Raw genomic sequence first — 26,679 nt, 5'->3', positions numbered from 1 at the left:
ATTTTCTCCGTTGCGATTTAGCAGCTTTTTAAAAGTTACATGAGTTTGGTTCATTTACTGCTCAATAGCCAAACGTGTTCTGTGACGGTGATATCAGGTGCAGAACCTATAGAAGAAGGCACGCTTGCTAGCTCATAGATTTGGTAGTGAGCGCTATAATACTGCTCTAGTTGGTCGGCATTAATAGAGAAAGGTGGTCCATTCTTTTTACGCTGATCGTAATTTAGCGTGAGTAAAAGCTGCGGTGTTATTTTATTGTTAGCACCATCAACTTTACTGGTATCGCTACTAAGTTTCCGCACTTCCTCACTATATCTCACACGCATATCGGCTGGCAGGGCGATTAATGCCGCTTTATCATATACTGCATTAATGGAACCAATATCTTTAGCGGTCAGTGCAAAGATATCAGCGACCCATAAAGTGATGGTTTGTTCCGATAATTGGCCCTGATAGTATTTAATCATTGGGTTGTCTGCCTGTTGATAGACAGCAGGTTCAATGTTTTGCTCAGCAAAAAATGCTTGTACGGCTGTTTCGACCAATTCAACGCCCACCACGTCATAGCCTTGCGTCGCTAGCCAAACTATATCGATAGATTTACCACAAAGCGGAACGAAAATTCGGCTACCCGCAGTTAAATTGAGGCGGTTAAAGTACTCAATCAATAATGGATTGACCATAGATTGATTGAATCCAATGCGACCTTCTTGCCAACGTTTTTGCCAAAACTCAGGGTTCATGCTGCAATCCTCTATCTGCAAGTTTCTATATATACGGTTCTAATCTTTATCTGATATATCAAAGGAATAACTAATAAAAAGCCAAACACCTATAGTATAAGTGTTTGGCTGGTATCTAACATCAGGCTAAGAACAATTTTGAATAAACAATGTCTTATTCAATTTAGCTAACCATCATTTAACTAACCATATATTTGCTAAATTCTTTGCGCAGCTTAGCTAGCTTTGGTGGAATTGCAAAGTTGCAGTAAGCCTGTCCTGGGTTTCTGTTGAAGAAATCTTGATGTGAGTCTTCTGCTTGATAGAATTCAACGGCAGGATGTACTTCCGTCACCACGTTGACACCCATATCACGTAATTTGTTAATAGTACGGTCAACGGTCGGTTTTTGACTGTCTTCGGTGTAAAAGACCACGCTGCGATACTGACTACCGACGTCATTGCCTTGACGATCCATCGTGGTGGGATCATGCGTGGCAAAGAAGACATCGAGTATTACCTCTAACGGAACGATAGACTCATCAAATTCGACTTTGATGACTTCGACATGGCCAGTTGTACCGCTACAGACAGCTTCATAATTGGCAGAGACAGCATCGCCGCCCATGTAGCCTGAGACGACAGATTGCACACCTTTTACCGATAAAAATACAGACTCGGTGCACCAGAAGCAGCCGCCACCTAATACGATCGTTTGCATAATTTTTTCCTATTATTATAAATATGGGTTAAGCGCTATATTTGGTAGTGATGCTCTCGTTTTTCAATGCTTCTTTCAAACGTCTCATTACCCTTGGCACTATTTATTCAGCTTAGCAGGCAAGCCAAAGGCGATAAGTAACAAACAGTAATGTTATAATGGGCTTTTGCTATCTTACTTCTTTATCAACTGATAATGACAAGCAAAATTCACCAAGTAATTCTTAATTTCAGTTCTATTCTAAAAAACGAGTCGCCCCATGAGCCAATCCCAGCCTACTATCAAACATGACACCTTATTTGATAAACCGTTTACCACGCCACTGGATAAGGCCGCACGCTTTTCATTTGATGAGCAAGTGGTGGCTTGTTTTCCTGACATGATTCGCCGCAGTGTACCCGGTTATGGACAGGTACTAGCGATGCTACCCATATTTGCCCGTCGTCATTGTAAGTATCGCCAGCAGAGCGATAGTGGTCAACGCGTTAGTCGTGTTTATGACTTGGGCTGTTCATTGGGTGCCGCCAGTATGACGCTAGCGGGTGAGTTCGACCCACAAGACTTACAGATTAAAGCAATTGATATTTCGCCCGCGATGACGACCGAGGCGACCACGCTACTGAGTGAGAATTATCCTGAGCACGATATCGAAGTGATCACAGCAGATATCCGCGATATTGAGCTTGAGCCGTGCGATATGGTGATTTTGAACTTGACGTTACAATTTTTGCCAGCTGCCGATAGGGTCGCGGTATTAGAGAAGATTTATGCGGCATTAAGTGAAGGCGGCATATTGATACTGACTGAAAAAACCCATGCGTTTGATGAGCAGTATGATGCGTGGTTGGTAGAGCGTTATTACGACTTTAAACGTGCCAATGGCTACACCGAGATGGAAATCAGTGGCAAGCGTAATGCGTTAGAAAATGTCCTCATTACTGACACGTTAGATGAGCATCATGCACGGTTAGATCAGGTTGGTTTTGCGCGTCATCTGACGTGGTTTCAGTTTTTGAATTTTGTCTCTATTGTGGCGTTTAAATAGGATTTACTTTGGGAGCGAACAAGGTGTTCATATGATTCCGTCTATAGTTGAACAAAATATTCATCAAGTGTTAATAAAAAAAATGAGCGTACAATCATTTGAGCAATGGTTATATGAAGATGATGTATTAGAGTCTAGTAACCCTGATTTGTATCTTGAACTGATTTCATTTAATTATAGTTCTGAAGATAATTTTTATTACCGTTTTTATGATAGTTTTGCGCAATACGTCCATTTTTATAAATTTGAAGCTGATCGCATAAAAGGGTACTTAAACTCAATTATTGATAGAGATGGAAATTGTAGTAATGCGATTTGGGTGATGTATGAGTTATATTGTAAGGGTTATGGTTTTCTCGGCAAGCTAGGAATTATATACGGGTTCTGCCTAGTAGACTACGAAACTTCGGAATCTAACCATAATATAGATACTATCTTAGATAAGTTGTATCCCGAGATTATTGATGATGCTAAAAATGTACGGAACTGGTTAGAAGAAGGCAAAGTTGTTTTCAAAAGTCAGGACAATGGTTATGGTGTTTTTGAATACGACGATCTTCGTAGTGAAACGGAAATTCTGCAAGGAAATGCGTAGTTCACGAATTTCAAAGAGTTTACATATTAAAACTTATCTTTCTTTATTTTAACCCTTTTAATTTTATTCATTTGAATATTAATCAATACGGTAACCTGCTTTTATGCTTAACGACACTATCATCAACGCAGAACGCGAATTATATTTAACCCTGCTAGAGCTGGCACAGCAGCAGCCGAGCGCTTATGAATGGCTCAAGCAATTACCAACATGGCTAGGTGACATAAAAGACAAAGCCAACTATGCGCACGCGCCTGCCTACCAAGCGTCAGTCGCTCGTTTGCCAAACTTAGCTGTCAATAACGTCGATCTAAACAGCGATACATTGACGATTGAGGCAGATCTAAATGAGTCTCAGCGCAAACAAACAACAGCACTATTAAAGCAGTTGATGCCGTGGCGTAAAGGCCCATTTCAGATTGGCGGTCAAATCGGCGATGATGAGTCAGGTATTAAGATTGATACCGAGTGGCATAGTGATTGGAAATGGAAACGTGTTGCGCCGCATTTAAGTAGATTAGACGGTCGCCGCGTATTGGATGTGGGCGGTGGCTCTGGTTATCATGGCTGGCGCATGGCAGGGGCTGGCGCGGATACGGTTATTATTATTGATCCGTCATGCTTGTTTTATCATCAGTTTATGGCGATTCGTCACTTTGTTGGTGCCGCAGATGCTAGTGATACAGGTAGCTATCGGACGCATTATATTCCTGTACCGCTTGAAGCCTTACCTGAGCACAGTCAGCTGTTTGATACCGTATTTAGCATGGGCGTACTTTACCATCGTCAGTCACCGTTTGAGCATTTACAACAACTTAAAGGACAGTTAGTCAAAGGTGGTGAGTTGGTACTTGAGACGTTGGTGATTGAAGGTGATGCCAATACTGTACTGGTGCCGCATGACCGCTACGCGCAGATGAATAATGTCTATTTCTTGCCATCGGTGGCGGCATTAATTGGCTGGTTAGAGAAAGCAGGGTTTTCAGATGTGCGCTGCGTCGATGTAGCAGTCACCTCGACTGAGGAACAACGACAAACCGAGTGGATGACCTATCATTCGTTAGCAGATTTCTTAGATCCTAATGACTCTACTAAGACCGTCGAAGGATATCCTGCTCCCATGCGCGCGACTTTGATTGCGAAAAAGTAGCATTGATGGTGGTAGCTAACATAAGGAAAGCACTATGAAGACATTGAAGACATCAAAGACTTTGATTGTAGCTACTACCAGCTTGCTATCGCTACCTGCTATAGCAGGTTATGGGAATGTATCCGAAGGCTGGGGCTTTGTACAAGACGACTGGCAGGTGGTTTGTGATAATACGCGGACTTGTCGAGCTGCTGGATACGCCAGTGAAGCACTCATAGATGAGCCTGCTTCAATATTGCTCACAGCGTTGCCAAAAGTAGCTCTGCCAAAAGCGCAAATTCAGTTTATATCAGAAGCGCCGCTAGATGACCTTAAGCCTGCTGAGCTTCGGTTAAATAATAAAAAATATGGACTGCTGCAACCCAATAAAGAAGACAGTCTATTATACGACTTATCAGCCAAGCAGACCCAAGCACTGCTTGATCATGCTCGTATCGCGACTAAGATAGAAATTAGAGCAGGCGACAACCACTGGCAGATCAGCGATAAAGGCATGTCAGCAGTATTGCTCAAACTGGACGATGTACAAGGTCGAGTAGGGACGCCGATAGCATTGGTCAGTAAGAACCACCCAAATCGTCAACGTCCTAAAGTAGCTCTACCAAAACCAATTATTCAAAAAGCATTTGCGTATTCAGCAAAAGACAACAAAACACTCACTCCATCAAAGCTGGCGTATTTTCAGAAAAATATTGATAACTGGGTCGATATTAATGCCGAGCAGCTTATAGGGTCCAAGGACGCGATGGGCGACTGTGAGCTGATTAACCCAAAAACTGAAACATATCAGCGGATGTCAGAGTATGGCTCTACGATGCTTGATTGGGACTTTATACCAGTTAATGATAGCTATACATTAGCCGCTCATAGTTGCTGGCTAGGTGCTTACAATTTTAGTAACGGCTATTGGCTCATTGATAATGCAAAGCCTAGCAAACCTACGCTTATCACGACAGCAGGGAATGATTATTTTGATGGTGAGATTTCGGCCACTCATAAAGATCGAGGCATTGGTGATTGCTGGAGCCGTACTGCATGGATATGGAATGGTGAGACATTTGCTAAGAGCGAAGAGTCTAGTACGGGAATGTGCCGAGGTTTTGCTGGTGGAGCGTGGGACCTACCAACGTATGTGAGTCAGGTTATAGAGAATAATGCTAAGGCTCAATAGCTTCTTTTATTTAAAAGGCCTTGATTTAAAAGGCCTTGATTTAAATGACTGACACCTTATCAAGCGCAGCAGTCATAGGCTGTATATTACGTTTTTAGTTTTGCTACTTATGTCCTAAGCAATATCAAAGGATAGTGATAAAAATGGCCAATTAGATTAACCATTTTTTGAAAGCGACTTCCATGACTATCTTAAGGATAAAACCAACAGAACCTGCGCCTAGGGCTAAGAATATCCAAAAAGTACCAGCGCGCCCCGCTTCAGACGTTTTAGAGATATCCCACATAATAAAAAACAAGAAAGCGATGAATATCGGCAACAAGACGTACAGTCCCCAACTGGTGACAGTACTGGCGGCAATGGCAAACATGGCGTAATCCTATAATAGAGTAGTAACGCGTCTTCTATATTTTAGAAGAGCCGTACAAACCAATATTATAACGTGGAAGTAGTCAGGTATAAACGACTGCCCAGTATTGAGCAACAGTAACGCTACAATTCACGTTATGAGTTATTTATCAGTTTTGCATCATTGATATTAGTTAGCCCAAATCCTGATAACGGTAAGATTTTAGTGCTAATTTTGGCGCAAATGGTGCAATAAAGCGCAAAGATTGTTATATTTACAGGTTACTTATCTTTTTACATTATTCTATCCCTGCAATGTCGGTCGCTATTATAATAAGCAGTTATCGATTGCTCGCATTCGCACCGTTTTTGTTGTTTATTTAATTGAGTTCAAATTCCTATGTCACAAGCCCAAATTGATACGCTTGCATCCCTGTTTAACGATGCAATTCAAACCCTACAAGCAGATGGTACGCTACCAAGCGATTGGCAAAACAACAGTCAAATCACCCGTACAAAAGATTTAAGTCACGGTGATTTTGCCAGTAATATCGCGCTAACGGCAGCGAAAGCAGCTAAAGCCAATCCGCGTCAACTTGCTGAAAAAATCGTCAGTGCATTGCCTGACAATCAAGATATTCGCCAAGTAGAAATCGCAGGACCAGGGTTTATCAACGTATTCTTAAACTCGGAAGCTAAATTTTCTGTATTGGACGATATTTTCACGTTGCAGGACCGCTTTGGCTTGAGTAATCAGTTTGACGATCAAAAAGTCCAGGTTGAATTCGTCTCTGCCAATCCAACGTCAAGTCTGCATGTCGGTCACGGTCGCGGTGCTGCATTTGGCATGAGCGTCGCTAACTTGTTAGAAGCTATTGGCTATGACGTCACGCGTGAATATTATGTCAATGACGCTGGTCGTCAAATGGACATCTTGGCCACCAGTACATATTTGCGTTATCTACAGCTAAATGGTGAAGAGATAACTTTCCCAGTCAACGCCTATCAAGGTGATTATGTTAGTGATATCGCCCAGACGCTAAAAACACAGCATGGCGATAGCTACGTACATAGCTTTGCAGACGTTGCCAAAGATGTGCTAGAAGATGCTCAATTTGAGATTAATGCTGATGGCGAAAAAACCGTCATTTCAGGTGATAAAGAAGCGCATATTGATGGCTTGATTGCCAATAGTAAGTCTTTGCTAGGTGACAGCTATGCGTTATTTTTAAACGCGGCATTGAGCAGTATTTTGGCGGATATTAAAGACGACTTAAATGACTTTGGCGTGAGCTACGAGTGCTGGTTTAGCGAAAGATCTATCGATAGCGAGATTGAGCCTGTTCTACAGATACTAGATGACAAAGGCTACCTATACGAAAAAGACGGCAATATTTGGTTTAAATCGACCGATTTTGGCGATGAGAAAGACCGTGTGGTACGCCGTGCCAATGGTCAATCGACGTATTTTGCCTCTGACATCGCTTATCATAAAAACAAGTTTGATCGCGGCTTTGATAAAGTCATTAACGTTTGGGGCGCAGACCACCATGGTTATGTCCCACGCGTAAAAGCTGCTCTACTAGCCCTTGGTATCAATGCCGAACGCCTTGACGTGGTGCTTGTACAGTTTGTCGCGTTATGGCGCGGTAGTGAAAAAGTACAAATGTCATCGCGTTCTGGTCAGTTTGTGACCTTGCGTGAGCTACGTGCAGAAGTCGGTAATGATGCTGCACGTTTCTACTATGTAGCGCGTAAGCCTGAAGTGCATGTTGATTTTGACTTAGAACTTGCCAAATCACAAAGCAAAGACAATCAAGTGTATTATATCCAGTATGCTCATGCGCGCGTTTGCCGCGTGTTAGAAAAACTGGCAACTTACGATTTGACCGTAGATGATGCCGTTGGTTTGGCACATCAAGACTTGCTAAGTGCGCCAAACGAAGACGAGCTGATTAAACTGTTAGCAGGATATCCAGCGACGTTACTTCGTGCAGCGACTGGTTATGAGCCACATGTCTTGACCAACTACCTAAAAGAGCTCGCAGCATTGTTCCATGGTTGGTATGACACCAATCGTATCTTGCCTATAAGCTTGACGTCAGGTGAAACGCCAAGTCAGGATGAGCTAGACTTAATGCAAGCACGTTTACGTTTGTCAAAAGCCGTTAGACAGGTACTGGCAAATGGGCTTAGTCTGCTAGGCTTGTCTGCACCGTCTAGCATGTAGTGCTTTTCTAATATGTGACATGAGTATAGACAGCTGATAGCATTAATTCGATGATGATAGTTAAATCCAGTAGGGAGAACGAGATCCATGCTAGCCAAAAAACCTAAAGGCGCAACAGAAAAGCGCAAATCAAGTAGCGTATCAGGCTTATTGTGGATGTTTGTTGGGGCCGTATTGACCCTTATGATCGGGGTGTTTATCTACCTCTCACCATTATTCAATTTCAGCCCCGCTGATGGTAGTGCTGAGAACGATTCTGATCGCCAAGTACAGCCACGTGTGGATACTGATACCGACAATGGCGATTATGAGTTCTACGATATTTTGCCAAATCAAGAGATGGCAACCATCCCTGATGAAGATATCGCTGACATTGATAATGATCAAATAGGTGATATCGGTGCGTTTGAACCAGACGTCGTTGTGACTCAACCAGAGAGCGATACAGGCAGTACAGAAAGTACGGGCAGCTTTGGTGGTTCGGAAAATGCGACTGTCGAACCTGCTGGTAGTAATAATGCTGGGTCTAGCGAGGATATCGTTGTCGTTGAAGAAGATGCAACTTATGATGGTACGCCGCCTGCTACTAGCAACGCTACAACCCGCAATAACAATGCTGCAGCAGGTACGGCAAGCATCCAAGCTGCCAAACCTGCGGCGACCTACATCTTGCAAATCAATAGCTTTAGTGATGCAGACGAAGCAGCTCGTCGCCGTGCGCAAGTATTGATGGCGGGTGTCGATGCTCGCGTGGTCAAAAACACGACGGGCAATGGCTTGCCAATTTATCAAGTCATCTCACGTCCACTGAATAACCGTCAAGCAGTGACGACGGCACAGCAGCGCCTACAAAACAATGGTATAGACTCTATTATCGTTGAGCAGCGTCGCTAGGTTCAGTCGTTTAAAGTTATTGTATTTATCAAAAAAGCGTCGTAATGACGCTTTTTTTATCTCTTTATTTTATCAAAAGCTTTCTAGCTGTTTTATCCTATTAAACGTCCATTAAGAGTATGGTTATGACCGTATCTAACTCAGTAACACCGCAAGCAAGCATCATTAAAGCGTTCTTTCAAAAGTACTTTATCGATGCTTTTACTGGTATGGCTCTCGGGCTGTTTGTCACGTTGATCGCAGGTCTGATTATCTCGCAAATCGGTGGCTGGTTAGATTTGCCAGCATTGGTCGCGGTCGGGAAACTTGCCTCGATATTAATGGGTGCTGGTATTGGCGTAGGTATCGCTTACTATCTCAAAGCACCAACGTTAGTTATGCTTAGCTGTCTTGGGGCAGGTATGCTTGGTGCCCATTCTGAAGCACTAATGGCAGGTACGCTCTTTACGCCGCAAGTGGGTGGACCTGCAACTTTTGTAGCACTGCCGGGTAATCCAATCGGTGCTTATCTGACTTCTGTATTTGCTTATCGTGCTGGCAGTTGGGTTGCTGGTAAGACGAAGCTTGATATTTTATTGGTGCCATTGGCTGTATGCGGTATTGCTCTCTTAGTTTGCGCACTGCTCAATCCGCCTATCGTAGCAGGGGTCGCAGCTATCGGTCAGGGTATTCATGCTGCTACTGAATTACAGCCACTGCTAATGGGTATCGTCATCGCCGTAGTGGTTGGTATTTTATTGACACTACCAACGTCGAGTGCAGCCATTTGCATTGCTATTGGGCTTGGTGGATTGGCTGGCGGGGCAGCAGTGGTAGGATGTGCAGCGCATATGATTGGTTTTGCTGTCGCAAGTTTCAAAGACAATGGCGTTAGTGGTGTCATCTCTCAAGGCTTGGGCACCAGTATGCTGCAAATCCCTAACGTGCTCAAAAAGCCTATCGTTCTGCTACCTGCTGTCATTGCTAGCGCTATCGTTGGGCCTATAGCTACTGTCGGTTTTGGATTAGCTTGTACGGCGACAGGTGCGGGTATGGGTACCGCTGGTCTGGTCGGTGTGTTTGGAGTGATTGAGGCGTCACAAGAGATTATGAGCACTGGACAATTATGGACAGCGATTATTCTATTGATGTTTGTATTGCCTGCGGTAATTGCAGGGTTAGTTGCTTATATTATGCGCCGCATGGGCTGGTTGGTCGCTGGCGATATGAAGCTGCCTTAATGCTTGGAGCATTGAGTTAAAATATCATTAACAGTCTCAAAACTCAGTCTTATCCTTAATCAGCAATAACAACGCTTAAAAAGCCCAGCTACGACTATAGCTGGGCTTTTTATATATAAATTAATCAATTCCTCATGATATAGGGAATGTTGATAACATACTATTTAACGGTCTTTAGCTTCTTATGACGACGTGGTTTTAGCTTGCGGGACAGTTGATGGAAGTCGTTAAGCACTTGGCTATAGTGCGATGGAAATACACGTTGGATAGCATCGACTATCTTGGCATCGTTACCAATCAGGCAGCGCTGCTGATTGGTCGCTGCTGCCTGTAGGATAATCCAAGCCGCTTCATTGGCATCGAATTTTAAAAACTTATTAAAACTTCTGATGGCTTTGGGCCCAGTACTCATGCCAATATCATGGATGCTCTCATTGCCGCGCGCGCTGTTGGCAATATTGGTTTTGATGCCGCCCGGATGGATACAAGTCGCTGATACCCCGCAGTTCTGTATATTTAGCTCTTGGCGTAAGCTCTCTGTGAAGCCGCGTACGGCAAATTTGCTAGAGTTGTAGGCCGACTGTGATGGCTGAGCGGTCAAACCAAACAGACTTGAGATATTGATAATATGTCCATGCTCGCCAAATTGGCTCTGTTTAACGCTGTTTTTGATTAACGGTAAAAACGCCTTAGTGCCGTAAACCACGCCCCAAAAATTAATATTCATTACCCATTCAAGCTCACTAATACTACTGCCTTCGACGGTAGAGTAGAGCGCAACACCTGCATTGTTAAAGATAAAATTTACTTTGCCATGATCGCTCATGACACTATCAGCCCATGCTTCCACCGCTGTATTGTCTGACACATCGAGTACGGTCATCGTGACGTTGACATCATAATTGGCAAGTAACTGTTTGGTCGCTGCTAGCTGTTCAGTATTAATATCTGATAGTGCAACATGGCAGCCCATTTTTGCTAAATGAACGGCCAGCTCACGCCCCATACCAGAGCCTGCGCCCGTAATGGCAGCGACATGGTTGCAATAGTAGGATGCACCGTCTGAGTCATCCAATGAGGTACGGTTAGAAGAAAACGGTAGATGTTGGCGCAATGAAGTCGCCATAGCGGTCACATGGTTGAACATAATAAACAATCCTTTGTCTTATTAATCATATGGGTTGTACGGACTATATCTTGCGGTATATAGAAATAAAGTATAAAGGTCAAGACAGTCTATCTACATTAGCATGGTTTGCACTGATGCTTACTCGCGATTGATAAACGCTGCTGTCATTTCAGGACAGAATTAATGAATGTCCCTAATTTTCAGTAGACGAATTATCTGGTAGACAAGCTATCCAACAGATAAATTGGTTAAATAATAGGCATAAAAAAAGCGCCTGAGCTAATTTAGCCAGACGCTTTTTTAGTAGTCCGTTAATGATAACGGACTCTTTATATCAATTATAAATTAAGCAATTTTAGGTACTTTACCTTCATTGATAACATCTGCATCAACCATTACGGTCTTGGCATTTTCCATAGAAGGTAGCTCATACATGGTCTCAAGTAGGGCATTCTCTACGATAGAACGTAAACCACGAGCACCTGTCTTACGTTCCATTGCTTTTTTGGCGATGGCATCTAGGGCTTCTTGGGTAAAGCTAATCTCAGCACCTTCCATATCGAACAAGTACTTGTACTGTTTTACCAGTGCATTCTTAGGTTCGGTCAGGATTTGTACTAACGCCGCTTCATCAAGCTCTTTTAGCGCTGCAAGTACAGGTAGACGACCGATCAGCTCAGGAATCAGACCAAACTTGATCAGATCTTCTGGCTCGACTTCTTGTAGCAAATCTGAGCTGCGACGGCTGTCGTCTTTTGAGCTAACATCGGCGTTAAAACCAATACCGCCTTTTTCGGTACGTTGCTGAATGACTTTATCAAGTCCAGCAAATGCACCACCAACGATGATTAGGATGTTGCTGGTATCAACTTGGATCAACTCTTGCTGCGGGTGCTTACGACCACCGTGCGGCGGGATAGCAGCTACAGTACCTTCGATTAGCTTTAGCAACGCTTGCTGCACGCCTTCACCTGACACATCACGCGTGATAGATGGGTTGTCGCCTTTTTTACTGATTTTGTCGATTTCATCAATATAGATGATACCTTGCTCAGCTTTGGCCACATCATAGTCAGAAGCTTGAAGTAGCTTTTGTACGATGTTTTCAACGTCTTCACCAACATAACCAGCTTCGGTTAAGGTCGTGGCATCAGCCATCGCAAAAGGTACATCTAGCAAACGAGCTAAAGTTTGCGCAAGTAGCGTCTTACCAGAACCAGTCGGACCAATTAGCAAGATATTACTCTTAGCCAATTCTACCATTGCATCGTCAGCGCCGATCTTGGCTTTCTTGCTGTCGTTGGCTAGCGTCTGGCTAACTTTTAGACGTTTGTAATGGTTATAGACGGCCACAGCCAATGCTTTCTTGGCAGCGTCCTGACCAATGACATATTCATCAAGCTTGGCACGCAGCTCTTTTGGCGTTGGTAGTTTTTTATTGACCCAAGAAGTATCTACTTCACTATCGTCATCACCGTGCTCTGCGCTGTCTGCGATTAAGTCAGTACATAGCTCGATACATTCATTACAGATATTGGCATCGTCAGCAGCAATCAGTTGCTGTACATCGCTTTTGGCTTTACCGCAAAACGAACACTGCGGGGTATTATCTTCTGCCATAAAAGGCGCTCCTAAAATTTAAAACTGGTTAGTTTATTTGTAGTATGTCGATTATCGTATCCATTCAATGTCATACCTTTCAATAGGTCAGGTATGACATTGATAACGGTTTACTGTACGGCAAATAAACTATAAAAGGTCTTATGATTGCACTCTCAATCAAGAGGCATCACGTTAATGCTTAGATTACAAAGATTCAGGACGACGCTCTAATACTTCGTCAACCAAACCATACTCTTTGGCTTCTTGTGCATCTAACCAATAATCACGCTCAACGTCTTTTTCGATTTTTTCTACTGGCTGACCAGTGCGCTCAGCTAAGATACTATTTAGACGTGCACGAGTTTTAAGGATTTCACGAGCGTTAATTTCGATATCTGTTGCTTGACCCTGCGCGCCGCCTGAAGGCTGGTGAATCATGACACGAGCATTAGCAAGTGAGTAGCGCTTGCCTTTTTGACCAGCGGCCAATAGGAATGAACCCATGCTGTAAGCACCGCCCATACAGATAGTAGATACTTCAGGTTTGATGAAGTTCATGGTATCAAAAATAGCCAAGCCAGCGCTTACTGAACCACCTGGTGAGTTGATATACAAATGGATATCTTTGTCAGGGTTTTCAGCTTCTAAGAATAGTAACTGGGCGACGATAAGGTTAGCCATGTTGTCTTCGACCTGACCGGTCAAAAAGATAACGCGCTCACGTAATAGGCGTGAAAAAATATCAAACGAGCGTTCACCGCGTGAGGACTGTTCAACCACCATAGGTACTAAAGCCGCTTGTGTGGTCTGTATTTCTTTGTGCGCACTCATCAGCATATCAAAATGCGGGTTGGCAGTGATGCGATCATAATCTGTCATAGAAAAGTCCTATCGATAAATGTATAAAATAAAAATGGATTGAATGATTTTATTGTCTGGTAGTTTTTGACTAATGGGTTGTTTATAAGGGGGCTGCGCTCACTATTCAAGCCTATAAAACGGGTTTGTGCATAAAATAGGTGAAAAATTGACCCTCCGATATGTCTAGGACTCATTGCTTATATCAAAACCTATACTAAAAATACGTCTAGAAGTAGATAAATACTATCTTATCTATTATCAAGTCGCACGGATATTGAGAGGTATCTATATCGATACAAACAGCGTAAATCACGTCTAACCTGACTTTTTAACATAGAATACCTGATTAATAGCCCTACAATCCACCTATCTTACTGACTGAGTCTGCAAATAGTTATGCGTTTAGTATTTTTGCTTATCTAATGTCCTCAGAGGGTATTGCGCTAACAATAACGCTAAAAAATGCACTATTCTGGACAAAATGTACTGTTTTGGTGCAAATATCTGCTGATTTTATAAATAAATAAGGCTCAAAAAACGTTTAGAAAATAGCTGGAAATATACGGTTATTTTTATCATTTAAGTTAAATAAAAAAAGCGCAGACAAATCAAAGTTTTGAGTTGCTAAAGTTTTGTGTTTGATTACCTGCTATCAAGGGTTGGCACAATGCTTGTATCAATAAAAACATTGGCGCTTTGATTTATCATGGTGCGCTGGGCGCGATAAATGGTGTAGGCTGTATTCCTCCGTTACTATTCTGACATTGCTGTCGCTAATGAACTGTAGTTAACGATTGGCAATAGGGTTTTTAACGCATAGCAAATGATAGCTGTCATATAAAATACTGAAACATATTTAACTGGTAAATGAGTATATAAAATGAGTTGGGCCTCTTCTTTAGCATTAAGCTTTGACACTGTTAGCAGTACAAGTAAGGCCAAAGAGGGTACGGCTGATAACTCAAAAACGCGGCTTTATCATCGTAAGCACACGGGTGCCTTGATGGTGCAGCGTGCTCTATATCCTGAGCCAAGCGTGCAGCAGGGTATTTGTCACATACTGATGTTGTACCCGCCAGCTGGTATCGCAGGCGGTGATACGCTGACCATAGACCTAAACTTAGATAGTGGTAGCCATGCTGTTATCACCACACCAGGGGCAGGTAAATGGTACGGCAAAGACAGTGTTAGTCAAAAACATAAAGCTCCGTTGAGCGACAACGACACTCACCAAAGTATGAGTCAAGACGAGATAGCTGATTATGCTAGTCAACATGTACAAGCCAACCTCGCAGCAGATACCCGTTTAGAATGGCTGCCGCAAGAGAGTATCATTTATAACGAAGCCAATATGCATGCAGTGAGCCGTTTCGATTTGACGGATTCATCTAGTCTACTGACATGGGAGATTAGCGTATTTGGGCGGCAAGCTTACGACGAGCAGTTTTTGCAAGGGTATTATCATACTGGATTGAACATCTACCGAGATGGCAAGGTTATCGTTGCTGAGCGAGTAGCGCAGGCAGCACAAAATCGCTGGTTTACCTCAAATTTGGGATTAGCGAACCAGCATATTTATGGATCGTTTTGGGCAGTACCAAGCTTAAGCGATGTCCATGACAATCTTGCACTCTCCGCGTCACAGACTACGCAATCGACCGAAACTGCCCAAGCAACTATCAAGCAGTCACTAACCCGCTATCTAGATAACACCGTAGCAGTATTACGCCAAGTCATTGCTCAAGCACAACTGCCTGTCTATTGTACTCATAACGGTCAGGCGGTTAATATCCGCTATATTGGTTCAGATGTACGCAGCTGTTTTGAAGCATTTTATCAGCTTAGAGAAGTGTTGCGACATCATTGGTGGCAGCTTGAGCCTTGCCGACCACGTATTTGGGATACCTAAATTGGTCTTTTTGACTATTGAAGCTGGAGAAGTATAGCGACTGTTTTTTAGCTCATATTTACCGCCGCACAACTTCTTATCTTCTATACCTATAATGATAAATATAATAAGGAACCACCATGCATCTGACCCCAACAGAAAAAGATAAACTCATGCTATTTACTGCTGGTATGGTCGCTGAGCGCCGCAAAAATCGCGGTGTTAAGCTCAATTATCCTGAAGCCATCGCTTATATCAGTATGCTGCTGATGGAAGGCGCACGAGATGGTAAAAGAGTTGCCGAGCTGATGAGTGAAGGTGCTACGTATTTGTCTGCTGATGATGTCATGGAAGGTGTCGCAGAGATGGTAGATGAAGTACAAATCGAGGCGACTTTTCCTGATGGCACCAAACTGGTCACGGTACATAATCCCATCGTGTAACGCTGTATACCATTGTTATAGCACTGACATGCTCACTATAAAATAAGGCGGCTACCATGCAAGCAGGCGAATACCATATCCAAGATGGCGATATTATCTTAAACCAAGGGCGACAGGTACAGACCATCAGTGTGAGTAATACTGGTGATAGACCTATCCAAATCGGCTCGCATTATCACTTTTATGAAGTCAATGATGCCTTGAGTTTTGACAGAGAGCAAACTCGGGGGTTTCGCCTAAATATTATCTCTGGCACCGCCGTACGTTTTGAGCCTGGCCAATCACGGGAAGTCGAATTGGTAGCATACGCTGGCAAGCAAGACGTCTATGGTTTTGCTGGGCGCGTCATGGGCGCAGCTCATCCAGACAAAGCATCAGAGAGCACTACTGATAAGAAGGTAACCGCTACTTCGAAGAAGCGAGTCAGTCGTCGTATTTATGCTGAGCATTTTGGTCCTACCACAGGCGATAAAGTCCGTCTTGCCGATACTGAGCTTTGGCTACAGGTTGAGGCGGATTTAACCAGTCATAAAGATACTGCTGTTGATAAAGCAGATACGTCGCAAAGTGGTGAAAGTAGTAGCAAGCCTATTGAAATCAAAGGTGAAGAAGTCAAATTTGGCGGTGGTAAAGTCATCCGTGATGGCATGGGCCAAGGACAATTGCTAGGCGCGGAAGTTGCTGATACGGTTATTACCAATGCATTGGTTGTTGACTATACAGGCATCTATAAAGCAGATATCGGTATCAAAGACGGTCGTATCAGTGCCATTGGCAAAGCGGGCAATCCTGATATCCAGCCTGCCATCGATATTGCGATTGGCGGTGCTACTGAGATTATAGCTGGTGAAGGTAAAATTCTGACAGCAGGTGGCGTCGATAGTCATATCCACTTTATCGCACCTCAGCAATGCGAGACAGCGCTTATGTCAGGAGTTACGACGATGCTGGGCGGCGGCACAGGGCCAGCTCAAGGAACTCTCGCGACTACTTGTACGCCAGGGGCTTATCATATTGCCTCAATGCTAAAGTCTACGGACAGTATTCCCATGAATATCGGATTACTGGGCAAAGGAAATGTGAGTGTACCAGAACCCATCGCTGAACAAATCGAAGCGGGTGCCGTAGGGCTAAAGCTACATGAAGATTGGGGTACAACCCCGCAAGCCATCGATAACTGTTTGAGTGTCGCGGAAGAGTATGATGTGCAAGTGGCCATTCATACCGATACTTTGAATGAAAGTGGCTATCTTGAAAGTACGCTAGCAGCGTTCAAAAACCGCTGTATCCATACTTTTCATACTGAAGGGGCAGGTGGTGGCCATGCGCCTGATATTCTAAAGGCTATTGGCGAGTCACACGTTTTGCCATCCTCAACCAACCCAACGCGACCATACACCGTCAATACTATTGATGAGCATCTCGACATGCTGATGGTTTGTCATCACTTGAGCCCTGCTATTGCTGAAGATGTGGCCTTTGCTGAGAGCCGTATTCGTCAAGAAACCATCGCCGCAGAAGATATCTTGCATGATTTGGGCGCAATCTCGATGATGAGTAGTGATTCACAAGCGATGGGGCGGGTGGGTGAAGTGGTCATCCGTACATGGCAAACCGCGCACAAAATGAAAGTTCAACGTGGTCATCTAGCACCAGATGCAACAGCGACCATTGAGGATGAGCAACAGTACATCACTTTGACAGACTATGATCAAAGCACGGACAACGATAACTTCCGTATCAAACGCTATATCGCAAAATATACAATAAACCCTGCGATTACTCACGGTATCAGCGATATGGTCGGCTCAATCGAAGTAGGTAAATGGGCAGATATGGTGCTCTGGTCGCCCAAGTTTTTTGGGGTAAAGCCTGAATGCATTATAAAAGGCGGGCTCATCGCTGCGGTGCCGATGGGCGATATCAACGCCTCTATTCCTACTCCTCAGCCTGTACATTATCGTCCTATGTTTGCGACATATCCAAAATCAGTCGCCCAAACTAGCATCACCTTTATGTCGCAAGCGGCGATCGACAAACAAGTGGATAAGCAGCTTGGATTGACCAAATTCATTCAGCCAGTACACGGTATTCGTAAAATTCGTAAAAGCGATATGCGCTTTAACAGCTACTGCCCAGATATGGATATCAATCCTGAGACCTATGAAGTACGTGCTGATGGTAAGACACTCACCTGTGAGCCAGCTGATGTACTACCCATGGCGCAGCGTTACTTTTTATTTTAGAGCTTATGATACACGTTTATAGGATATCTAGGACAGTGAGCCATAAACCATGTATGCCAACAGCCAGTTGGTTTCTTGAGTGAGATCGTGTCTTTATTCCTAACATTTTTACCATCAATACTATTGACCAATAGTTTGAGCAACAACAGCCAGAGAAGAATAATGAAAATATTTAATACCCGTTTAAGTACGCTTAGCGATACCCAAAAAGCGCAATTGGCAGAACAGTATCAAGCCGATGATTACCTGCTATTAGATTTTGATACTCGTCAGCATTCTCGCTTTAGAGCTATTACTGTCTCAGGCGAAGCGGTTGGTATTGACCTACCTCGTACAGGCGTCTTAAAAGGCGATGATGTCCTTATCAATGAATCAGGGGAGTTAATGCAAGTCATCGCCAAGCCGCAAGCGGTGACTAAGGTGACTGCTGACAATGACTTTCTACTAATGAAAGGCGCTTATCATTTGGGCAATCGTCATGTGCCGTTGATGTTTGACCACAGTTTTGATCAGGGTAATGCAGGCTATGCGCTGTATTTTGAAAACGATCATGTACTTGCACAAATGTTAGAAAATCTTGGTCTACATATCGAGTCTACGTCAGTGCCATTTGAGCCTGAAACGGGCGCTTATCAAACGGGTCAAGGGCATTCGCATGGCCACTCTCACTCCCATGCACATAGTGACTCTCATAGTCATAAGGAAAGTCATAGCTATGATGAAAGCCACGGACATAGCCATAGTCATCATGATGCGCCTGTAGGTCGTTCAAATGATGGTTGATACCAGTGTCCAGCCTACTCAATCTGCCCAACTTGGACAGCTACTGATGCTTGCTTCGAGCAATTTGCCGATTGGTAGTTATACCTATTCGCAAGGTGTGGAGTCAGCGATTGAGTCAGGGGTTGTCTCTGATGAAGCCAGTACGCTTACATTTATGCAGGACTATCTAGCGCTTGCAGTGATTGGCTACGAGTTGCCCGTATTAGGGCTAATAATGTGTGCGCTCAGCCAAGGTCATGAAGCGCTAGCGGCAAATCTGGCACATGATTATCATGCTGGTCTCGAGAGTAAAGAGTTTGTACTGGAGTCGCAGCAATTGGCACAGGCAATGGTGTCTTGGCTCAACGAAGTCCTGAGTCTTGGCATACCGGCCGAAATACCTGAAGATGGGTTTTTACCGCTATTTGCTCATGTTGCTCAGCATTGGCAACTGCCACTAGCGCAGTCGATGACTACTTATGGATTTGCGCAATTAGAGAACATGGTGCTCGCCGCTGTTAAGACAGTGCCGCTAGGACAAATGGCGGGTCAGCGTATTCTTTGGCAATTGCAAAGCGAATTGGGTGCTCAGGTTGATGCTCTAAGCGATGATGTGCAGCATGCCTTTGATACTTTAATTACATCGACAAACACGTCCAATACTTTAGGTAATAGTGAAGAGTCGGACTGTCAGCAGCTATGCCAAGACCTCTATGAATCGCTTAATATCTCGAATAATTTACCCAATTTGGCTATTCTCTCGAGTATGCATGAGGAGCAATACAGTCGGTTGTTCCGCTCATAACTGTACCTTTATTTCTATTTATACTTATTAATATACAAACTGTTTTAGGAAATTAATATGTCTCTAACTCCGCTTAAATCAAAAAATTCTCACGCTGCATCAGACGTACAAACTGATAGTGATAGCCAGAAACCGTCTTCTGCCTTATCGTGCTTACGCCTTGGTATTGGTGGGCCAGTTGGTAGTGGTAAGACTGCTTTGACATTAAGACTATGCCAAAACCTGCGTGATACGGTCAATATGGCAGTCGTGACCAATGACATCTATACCAAAGAAGATTCAGAGTTTCTGACCCGTAACGATGCCATGCCTGCTGAGCGTATCCGCGGTGTAGAGACGGGCGGCTGTCCGCATACAGCTATTCGCGAAGATGCTTCTATTAATCTGACTGCGATTGCTGAGCTACAAGCGACTTTTGAAGGTTTAGAGTTGATTATTATTGAGTCAGGTGGCGACAATCTAGCCGCAACATTTAGCCCAGAGTTGTCTGACTTGACCTTGTACGTCATTGATGTCTCTGCAGGCGATAAGATACCTCGTAAGGGTGGACCTGGCATTACCAAGTCTGATTTGTTAATTATTAATAAAACGGACCTTGCACCAATGGTTGGTGCGTCGCTGGAAGTGATGGAACGCGATGCCAAAAAAATGCGTGGCGACAAACCTTTTGTCTTTAGCAATATGAAAACAGGCGATGGGCTAGACGAGATTATCGCCTTTATTAAAGAACATGGCATGCTTGCCTAAAAAGCAGATGAGCTTTTACCATTAAAATATAAAGAATAAGGAAAAACCGCATGACACAGTGTACACAAAGTCTTCATATCGAAAACTCTCGCTTTTCACAAGTGCTCTCAGCTCCTCATATCGTATCTGGTTCGGCTGTGATGATGACATCACTAATGCTACCGTCATTGGCGCAGGCGCATTCAGGTCATATTCACTCGACTACCGCGCAAGCGCCGTCATTTTTGGGTACGTTGCAAGCAGGACTGATGCATCCAGTGACTGGCCTTGATCATTTGTTTTTAGCAGTCGGCATGGGCATGTTGTTTTATGGCCTGCAAAAGCAGCGCTTAGGCATGATGTCGTTGACGGCAGGGTTGTCATTAGGCGCGATATTGGGCACGGCTGGTGTGCTGATTGGCGGTATTGCATTTGCTGCATCATCTGGGCTAATTGAAGTGGCAATATCACTGTCGGTAGTCGTATTGGCTATGGTCTTGATGAGCCAAAAAAGCAGACAAGAGGCATTCTCTGCTCAGACCCATACAGCGCACACGCCAAGTATTCAGCAGTTGTCATTGTTTGGTTTTGGTGGTCTGGCAGTGTTTCATGGCATGGCACACGCGATGGAAGTACCAGCGAATGTCGGTGTGAGCGGTCAGCTAGGATTTTATGCAGGGATGATGGTCACGATGCTAGCGCTATATGCAGTTGGTACGCTGGTTAGTCAGCAGTTGCAGCAACGCTTTAGTGATAGCTTGTGGTTACAGCGCGGACTAGTGCTGCTAGGATTGAGCGCCGTATTTGCACCTGTTTTGGTATAAAGCGCGCTTTATAGTACAAGTACGATGTTTGCTGCTGAACTTACTTAGCTATCGAACGCCATAAAAAATGCGCCCCCGATCAAAAGGTCGGGGGCGCATTTTAGTTTTGATAACCGACTACAGCATATCTAAAAAGACAGCTGGTCGTATCAATTACATTGCTTGCTGCTGTTGTTGCTGAGCCGCTAGCAAGTCTTGGTAGCTAACTTCTTTGTCAGTTACTTTACCTTGTGCGATCAAGTAATCTACTACTTGGTCTTCTAGCACAACAGACTCAATGTTAGCGCGCTGCTGCTTGTCATTGGTGTAGTACTCGATTACTTCTGCTGGATCTTCGTAGTTTTCAGCGGCTTCTTTGATGAAGGTTTCTACACGCTCTTGATCTACTTCTAAGCCTTTGGTATCGATAACACGGGCAACGATGATGCCAAGACGGGCAGCACGTAGCGCTTGCTCTTCAAATAGCTCATTTGGCAGCATGTCTTTATCGAAGCTATCAGCATTCGCGCCGAACTGCTGAGAAAAACGTTGCATCATCATGTTGCGTTGACGCTCGATTTCTTGCTCTAGCATCGCGTTTGGTACATCAAACTCGTTCTTTTCTAGCAATGCGTCAAAAGTCGCTTGCTTAACTTGGCTACGCGCGGCGTTTTTGATTTCGCGTTCCATGTTTTTGCGTACGTCTTCTTTCAATTTCTCAACGCCGCCTTCTTTTACGCCGAATAGCTCAAGGAACTCTTCGTTGATTTCAGGTAGCTTAGATTTTTCAACCAGTTTTACGTTGATTTTGAACTGAGCTTCTTTACCAGCTAGGTTCTCAGCTTGGTAATCTTCTGGGAAAGTGACGTCGATAGTTTTTTCTTCGCCAGCTTTCATGCCTTTGATACCAGCTTCAAAACCTGGAATCATTTGGTTGCTACCGATAACCAATTTGAAGTCTTCAGCAGAGCCGCCTTCGAATTTTTCGCCGTCGATAGAGCCTTCAAAGTCAAAAGTCACTTGGTTGTCTTTTGCAGCCATGCCTTTTTTCTCAACGAATTCTTCACGTTGCTTTTGTAGGTTTTCGATCATGGTGTCAACGTCTTCTTCACTGACTTGTGCAGTGTGACGCTCAACTTCGATCTCATCGATACCTTGTACGTCTACTTCTGGGAAGATTTCAACAGTGGCTTGATATACCAAGAAATCATCTTCAAGTTTTACGTCGTCGATGTTAGGCATGCCAACAGCGCGGATGTCTTCAGATTTGATCGCTTCAAATACAGTATCACGGATGACATCGTTGATAACTTCTTGTTGAATGCCAGCACCGTACTGAGAGCGGATGTGTGACATAGGGACGTTACCTTTACGGAAACCGTCAATCTTGGCAGTTTTCGCAACTTGGCGTATACGGCCTTCAACTTTGTTTTGAATTTTTTCAACGGGCACTTTAACCGTTAGCTGGGTTTCTTTATTAGATAGCTTGTTGGTTGTGACTTGTAAATCTGTAGCCATGTTAATTACACCTTTAGGATTAAGTAGTACGTTTGATTAATGAAATAGTACTTAGGGTTAAATTGTAATAGACAGACCGCGCCTCAAATTACGGGCATGTACGACGGGCTGCCGTTGAAATAAATAGGGGATAGCGATAGCGCACAACGTCAAATTCAGTGTCAGTAGCAATCGCCGCTGATACCAAAAGGTGAACCTGCTGAGGTTGTCCATGCTATCAAATATCGATAATAAACCGTTAATGCACCGCATAATAACGCTTTTTGGTGAATTATACAGCCAAATAACGGATTTCAACAAAATTTTAAAAGTAGAACAGTATAATCTATCTGTTTATTAAAGTAAAAATTATCTCTTTGGTGGCATGTTTCCTTATGTTGCTTGCTCTTGTATAGCTTAATTTTATATAAAAATTAGCCATATTTGTATTCAATAAATCAGATAACGGATAAAAAACAGCGATAAGGTTGTAAGCGTATTATGAGCATTATGAGCACTTACGGATAGTTATGGATAGAACAGCTACAAATACTTATAAAGGCAGCTGCGCCAATAGCTGCTGGATTGCCTGACCACGATGACTGATGCTGTTTTTATCAGCAGCGCTCAGACTAGCCGCACTGGCTTGCAAATCAGGTAACCAAAACAGTGGATCATAGCCAAAACCGCCGTCACCATGTAGCGTATCCAAGATTTCGCCATGCCATAATCCTTGGGCGACAATCGGTAGCGGATCATCAGCATGACGTACCATTGCCAGTACGCAAACGAACATACCTTTGATCGGAGCATCTGGATTTGCTGCGCGGATAGGCAGCAAGTCGGCGATGAGCTTGGCGTTATTTTTACTATCGTTGCCGTGCTCACCAGCGTAGCGAGCAGAGTAGATACCTGGTGCATTACCTAATACAGGCACGCACAGTCCTGAATCATCAGCAATAGCAGGCAGTCCACTGATACGGCTCGCATGACGGGCTTTGATAATGGCGTTTTCTACAAAGCTTAGACCATCCTCGATGGCGTCTTCAATATCAAGCTGACCTTGCGGGACAATCGTCACGTCCAAATTCGCTTCGGCAAATAGCCTTTTAAACTCAGCCAATTTGCCTTTGTTGTTGCTGGCCAGTACCCATTGGTTGCTAGATGTCGGATGGGTAGCAGTTAACGAGGTATCAGTGGTGCTCATAGAGTCAGTCCGCTATATGAAAATGATGAAAAATTATTATTCGAGTGGGCTTTATTTATCTTCTGTAGCGCTAATCGGTAAATTGTTTGTCGATTGAAGTAGTTATACTAATCATGATAACGCGTGAGTTTAGAGTGAATGTAGTTACTGCTTAATAAATAACCAATCGCTATACAGATTGTACGGGCTATAACATTTGGTAACTGATATTATTGGTCACTATTGCTATAATAGATACCAAGCTACAGTGAATTATATCTTATAGCTTGTGAATATTAAGTTAATAAAAGTCTATAAAGTCAGAGACTTGGCTTTTTGGCGAAGAATAATAGCAATAAGTAACCGCTAGGTTAATTTTGGATTCATAATGATACGTGATATTGTATTGAGCAGTACCGTGTATCAAGCGATAAAGTTCATTTCAAACAATAAACTCAGCCAATTTAGTCCGCTATTTTATAGTGTTTTTTGCGGTGTAAAAATAGCGTAAAATTCAGTTTCTATAAGCAAGTTTTTATAAACTAACGGCTAAACAGCAAGGATAAAATAATTATGTCAAACATTACTTTACCAGACCTACCATATGCAAAAGACGCACTAGAGCCACATATCAGTGCCGAAACGCTAGAGTATCATCATGACAAGCATCATGCTGCTTATGTAAACAAGCTAAAAGACATGTTGCCAGGTTCTGGTCTAGAAGACAAAACATTGCCAGAAATCATCGTAGCGACTGCTAAAGATGATAGCAAACAAGGTATGTTCAACCAAGCAGCTCAAGTATGGAACCACACGTTCTACTGGAACTGCATGACGCCAACAAACGGTGGCGGCGAACCTACTGGCGATCTAAAAGCAAAAATCGAAGAAGATTTCGGTAGCTACGACAAGTTCCGTGAAGAGTTCAAAAACGCAGCATTGACTCAGTTTGGTTCAGGTTGGGCATGGCTAGTTGCTGATAAAGTCGGTGGCAAATTGTCAATCGCCAAAACGGCTAACGCTGATACCCCACTTGCACATGACCAAGTAGCGGTATTGACTTGTGATGTATGGGAACACGCGTACTATGTAGATTACCGTAACCGTCGTCCTGACTATGTTGATACGTTCCTAGACAAGCTAGTGAACTGGGACTACGCAAACGCAAAATATAAAGGTCAAGATGCTGGCGTTGAAGAGTAATCTTTAACAACTAAGTATTTGCTTGATAAAAAGGACACCGCGAGGTGTCCTTTTTTTGTGATAACTTTCTATATAACTTTCTATTTCGATATCTGATCAAAACATATTTTTGATAGAGTAGTGCTATTAGGCGATACCGCCGTTTACGCCGATATTTTGTCCAGTAACCCAAGCTGCTTCTTCACTGACCAAAAATGCCACCACACGAGCGATATCGACTGGCTCACCGATACGATTAAACGGTGACATACTAGCAAGTCTCTCTACTGTGTCATCCGATTTGCCTTGATGAAATAGCTCGGTATCAGTAGGGCCGGGAGATACTGCATTGACCGTAATGTTGCGCTCGCCAATTTCTTTGGCAAATATACGGGTTAGCTGATCGACCGCGCCTTTGGTCGCACAGTAGGTGCCGTAACTAGGTAGCAGCATACGAGTGGTTGTACTTGAGAGGTTTACAACACGGCCACCGTCATTGAGTTTAGTCGCGGCTTCACGCAATGTATTGAACGTGCCTTTTACATTGATAGCAAATATACGATCAAAGTCTTCGTCAGTGGTCTCGGCAATGGGTTTATTAATCATTATACCTGCGCTATTGACCAAAATATCTGGCTTACCAAACGCGCTGATAGTGGCATCAAACATTGCTTCGACTTGCTTGGTATTGCTGACATCAGCTTGAACGGCAATGGCTTCACCGCCTGCTGATTTAATCTGGCTTACGATATCATTGGCTGCTGAATCATCATTTGCATAATTAATGACGGTTTTAGCCCCTGATTCTGCAAGTGATAAGGCTATCTGTGCGCCGATACCTTTTGATGAACCGGTTACAATCGCGACTTTATTTTGTAGTGTTGTCATCGATACTTTCTCCAATAGTATAAGTGAATATCAGCACGCTTCTATAGCGTTTTGACTGATGTCTCTTGATTAGTAGAATATAAGTTACCAGTGTGTAAAACGAATAAGTAGAGCGATTCTGTATGCTTGTTTTTAGATAAGTTTATCTATTGTGTCTATGCGGATGTAAAGCATAAAGATGACAATGTTGGTATTGAAAGGCACTCTTTAGCTACTAAGGGTTTGGAAGAAAAAAGGACACGATGAAGTGTCATTTTTTGGTTTGTTATTTTTTCACTTTAAAGCTTGATATAAACTAAATTCGCAAAAGTAAGTAGATACTATTAGGTGAAATTAGTTTATATGGATTTAATATGTATTAACACTTAATTACTTTTAATTTTATTTCTATATCCTTCAAACCGTCGAATACTTGAGAAAATAAACTTAATGTAATAGATGGTGAGTCTACGTGCCTTGTAACTCCTTTAAGATGAGTGTGAGCTTGCGCATTCCGTATATTCTTGAGACTGCCTAGAGCTGATAAAAGAAGAACATTCTTTGATGAATCGAGTTTTTTTTCTAA

25 protein-coding genes are annotated in these 26,679 nt (G+C 43.4%); 15 read left to right on the top strand and 10 right to left on the bottom strand.

What is annotated here, in order from left to right:
* Nucleotides 1–50: 50 nt before the first annotated feature.
* The gene (tmpT, locus tag CXF60_RS09585) at nucleotides 51–743 is read right to left on the bottom strand and encodes a thiopurine S-methyltransferase (RefSeq protein WP_102091758.1); all 693 of its coding nucleotides are present in this window, start codon (nucleotides 741–743) and stop codon (nucleotides 51–53) included.
* A 178-nt stretch (nucleotides 744–921) separates the two neighbouring features.
* Nucleotides 922–1,443, bottom strand: a complete 522-nt coding sequence (msrA, locus tag CXF60_RS09580; RefSeq protein ID WP_057761837.1) for a peptide-methionine (S)-S-oxide reductase MsrA — start codon at nucleotides 1,441–1,443, stop codon at nucleotides 922–924.
* Between the two features lie 259 nt (nucleotides 1,444–1,702).
* On the opposite strand from msrA, the gene cmoA reads away from it, so the two are divergent.
* From cmoA to CXF60_RS09560, 4 genes are all read left to right on the top strand, one after another.
* Nucleotides 1,703–2,488, top strand: a complete 786-nt coding sequence (gene cmoA / locus CXF60_RS09575) for a carboxy-S-adenosyl-L-methionine synthase CmoA (protein WP_102091757.1) — start codon at nucleotides 1,703–1,705, stop codon at nucleotides 2,486–2,488.
* A gap of 31 nt (nucleotides 2,489–2,519) precedes the next feature.
* Entirely contained in the window at nucleotides 2,520–3,083 is a 564-nt protein-coding gene (locus CXF60_RS09570; RefSeq protein ID WP_102091756.1) for a hypothetical protein, read from the top strand.
* 103 nt (nucleotides 3,084–3,186) lie between these two features.
* Complete coding sequence (cmoB, locus tag CXF60_RS09565; protein WP_057761833.1) at nucleotides 3,187–4,233, top strand: tRNA 5-methoxyuridine(34)/uridine 5-oxyacetic acid(34) synthase CmoB; 1,047 nt, start codon at nucleotides 3,187–3,189, stop codon at nucleotides 4,231–4,233.
* 34 nt (nucleotides 4,234–4,267) lie between these two features.
* Complete coding sequence (locus tag CXF60_RS09560; protein ID WP_102091755.1) at nucleotides 4,268–5,404, top strand: DUF1176 domain-containing protein; 1,137 nt, start codon at nucleotides 4,268–4,270, stop codon at nucleotides 5,402–5,404.
* Between the two features lie 151 nt (nucleotides 5,405–5,555).
* On the opposite strand, the gene CXF60_RS09555 is transcribed toward CXF60_RS09560, so the two are convergent.
* Nucleotides 5,556–5,774 carry a DUF2788 domain-containing protein gene (locus tag CXF60_RS09555; RefSeq protein ID WP_101205310.1) on the bottom strand — a complete coding sequence of 73 codons (219 nt, stop codon included), beginning with the start codon at nucleotides 5,772–5,774 and terminating at the stop codon, nucleotides 5,556–5,558.
* A 378-nt stretch (nucleotides 5,775–6,152) separates the two neighbouring features.
* Here CXF60_RS09555 and argS point away from each other — a divergent pair, with 378 nt between their 5' ends.
* The 3 genes from argS to CXF60_RS09540 all read left to right on the top strand — a co-directional run bounded on the left by argS (nucleotide 6,153) and on the right by CXF60_RS09540 (nucleotide 10,096).
* The gene (gene argS / locus CXF60_RS09550) at nucleotides 6,153–7,982 is read left to right on the top strand and encodes an arginine--tRNA ligase (RefSeq protein WP_102091754.1); all 1,830 of its coding nucleotides are present in this window, start codon (nucleotides 6,153–6,155) and stop codon (nucleotides 7,980–7,982) included.
* 87 nt (nucleotides 7,983–8,069) lie between these two features.
* Nucleotides 8,070–8,876, top strand: coding sequence for an SPOR domain-containing protein (locus tag CXF60_RS09545; RefSeq protein ID WP_102091753.1), 807 nt, complete (start codon nucleotides 8,070–8,072; stop codon nucleotides 8,874–8,876).
* Between the two features lie 125 nt (nucleotides 8,877–9,001).
* The gene (locus tag CXF60_RS09540) at nucleotides 9,002–10,096 is read left to right on the top strand and encodes a PTS sugar transporter subunit IIC (RefSeq protein WP_102091752.1); all 1,095 of its coding nucleotides are present in this window, start codon (nucleotides 9,002–9,004) and stop codon (nucleotides 10,094–10,096) included.
* A 160-nt stretch (nucleotides 10,097–10,256) separates the two neighbouring features.
* Here CXF60_RS09540 and CXF60_RS09535 read toward each other — a convergent pair whose 3' ends face one another.
* From CXF60_RS09535 to clpP, 3 genes are all read right to left on the bottom strand, one after another.
* Nucleotides 10,257–11,243, bottom strand: a complete 987-nt coding sequence (locus CXF60_RS09535; protein WP_102091751.1) for an SDR family NAD(P)-dependent oxidoreductase — start codon at nucleotides 11,241–11,243, stop codon at nucleotides 10,257–10,259.
* 327 nt (nucleotides 11,244–11,570) lie between these two features.
* A complete protein-coding gene (gene clpX, locus CXF60_RS09530; protein ID WP_102091750.1) occupies nucleotides 11,571–12,845 on the bottom strand; it encodes an ATP-dependent protease ATP-binding subunit ClpX in 1,275 nt (424 codons plus the stop codon).
* A 186-nt stretch (nucleotides 12,846–13,031) separates the two neighbouring features.
* A complete protein-coding gene (clpP, locus tag CXF60_RS09525; protein ID WP_219621832.1) occupies nucleotides 13,032–13,658 on the bottom strand; it encodes an ATP-dependent Clp endopeptidase proteolytic subunit ClpP in 627 nt (208 codons plus the stop codon).
* 910 nt (nucleotides 13,659–14,568) lie between these two features.
* On the opposite strand from clpP, the gene CXF60_RS09520 reads away from it, so the two are divergent.
* The 7 genes from CXF60_RS09520 to CXF60_RS09490 all read left to right on the top strand — a co-directional run bounded on the left by CXF60_RS09520 (nucleotide 14,569) and on the right by CXF60_RS09490 (nucleotide 21,382).
* The gene (locus CXF60_RS09520) at nucleotides 14,569–15,597 is read left to right on the top strand and encodes an urease accessory protein UreD (protein ID WP_102091748.1); all 1,029 of its coding nucleotides are present in this window, start codon (nucleotides 14,569–14,571) and stop codon (nucleotides 15,595–15,597) included.
* A 119-nt stretch (nucleotides 15,598–15,716) separates the two neighbouring features.
* Complete coding sequence (gene ureA / locus CXF60_RS09515; protein ID WP_057761815.1) at nucleotides 15,717–16,019, top strand: urease subunit gamma; 303 nt, start codon at nucleotides 15,717–15,719, stop codon at nucleotides 16,017–16,019.
* Between the two features lie 56 nt (nucleotides 16,020–16,075).
* Complete coding sequence (ureC, locus tag CXF60_RS09510) at nucleotides 16,076–18,265, top strand: urease subunit alpha (RefSeq protein WP_102091747.1); 2,190 nt, start codon at nucleotides 16,076–16,078, stop codon at nucleotides 18,263–18,265.
* 162 nt (nucleotides 18,266–18,427) lie between these two features.
* Nucleotides 18,428–19,048: an urease accessory protein UreE gene (gene ureE / locus CXF60_RS09505; RefSeq protein ID WP_102091746.1), complete on the top strand. Its 621-nt coding sequence runs from the start codon at nucleotides 18,428–18,430 to the stop codon at nucleotides 19,046–19,048.
* On the top strand, nucleotides 19,038–19,832 hold the full coding sequence (locus tag CXF60_RS09500) for an urease accessory protein UreF (RefSeq protein WP_102091745.1): 795 nt from the start codon (nucleotides 19,038–19,040) through the stop codon (nucleotides 19,830–19,832). The genes ureE and CXF60_RS09500 overlap by 11 nt, the downstream gene beginning before the upstream one ends.
* A gap of 57 nt (nucleotides 19,833–19,889) precedes the next feature.
* A complete protein-coding gene (gene ureG, locus CXF60_RS09495; protein WP_102091744.1) occupies nucleotides 19,890–20,579 on the top strand; it encodes an urease accessory protein UreG in 690 nt (229 codons plus the stop codon).
* 50 nt (nucleotides 20,580–20,629) lie between these two features.
* On the top strand, nucleotides 20,630–21,382 hold the full coding sequence (locus CXF60_RS09490) for a HupE/UreJ family protein (RefSeq protein ID WP_102091743.1): 753 nt from the start codon (nucleotides 20,630–20,632) through the stop codon (nucleotides 21,380–21,382).
* Nucleotides 21,383–21,535: 153 nt separating this feature from the next.
* Here the strand turns inward: CXF60_RS09490 and tig are convergent, their stop codons facing one another.
* Together tig and rdgB are read right to left on the bottom strand one after the other, a co-directional pair.
* Nucleotides 21,536–22,879: a trigger factor gene (tig, locus tag CXF60_RS09485; RefSeq protein WP_102091742.1), complete on the bottom strand. Its 1,344-nt coding sequence runs from the start codon at nucleotides 22,877–22,879 to the stop codon at nucleotides 21,536–21,538.
* Between the two features lie 532 nt (nucleotides 22,880–23,411).
* Nucleotides 23,412–24,065 (bottom strand): RdgB/HAM1 family non-canonical purine NTP pyrophosphatase, encoded by a 654-nt coding sequence (gene rdgB, locus CXF60_RS09480; protein WP_102091741.1) that lies wholly within the window; start codon nucleotides 24,063–24,065, stop codon nucleotides 23,412–23,414.
* Nucleotides 24,066–24,617: 552 nt separating this feature from the next.
* Between rdgB and CXF60_RS09475 the strand changes: the two genes are divergently transcribed.
* Complete coding sequence (locus CXF60_RS09475; RefSeq protein WP_101205324.1) at nucleotides 24,618–25,247, top strand: superoxide dismutase; 630 nt, start codon at nucleotides 24,618–24,620, stop codon at nucleotides 25,245–25,247.
* A gap of 126 nt (nucleotides 25,248–25,373) precedes the next feature.
* Here the strand turns inward: CXF60_RS09475 and CXF60_RS09470 are convergent, their stop codons facing one another.
* Complete coding sequence (locus tag CXF60_RS09470) at nucleotides 25,374–26,114, bottom strand: SDR family oxidoreductase (RefSeq protein ID WP_102091740.1); 741 nt, start codon at nucleotides 26,112–26,114, stop codon at nucleotides 25,374–25,376.
* Between the two features lie 358 nt (nucleotides 26,115–26,472).
* On the bottom strand, nucleotides 26,473–26,679 hold a 207-nt coding region (locus tag CXF60_RS14560), incomplete at its 5' end, for a hypothetical protein (protein WP_219621830.1).

The organism is Psychrobacter sp. 4Bb, assembly GCF_002836735.1.
Classification (GTDB): Bacteria; Pseudomonadota; Gammaproteobacteria; order Pseudomonadales; family Moraxellaceae; genus Psychrobacter.
The sequence above is the reverse complement of the archived record's forward strand: the minus strand, read 5'-3'. Positions and strand labels throughout refer to the sequence as shown.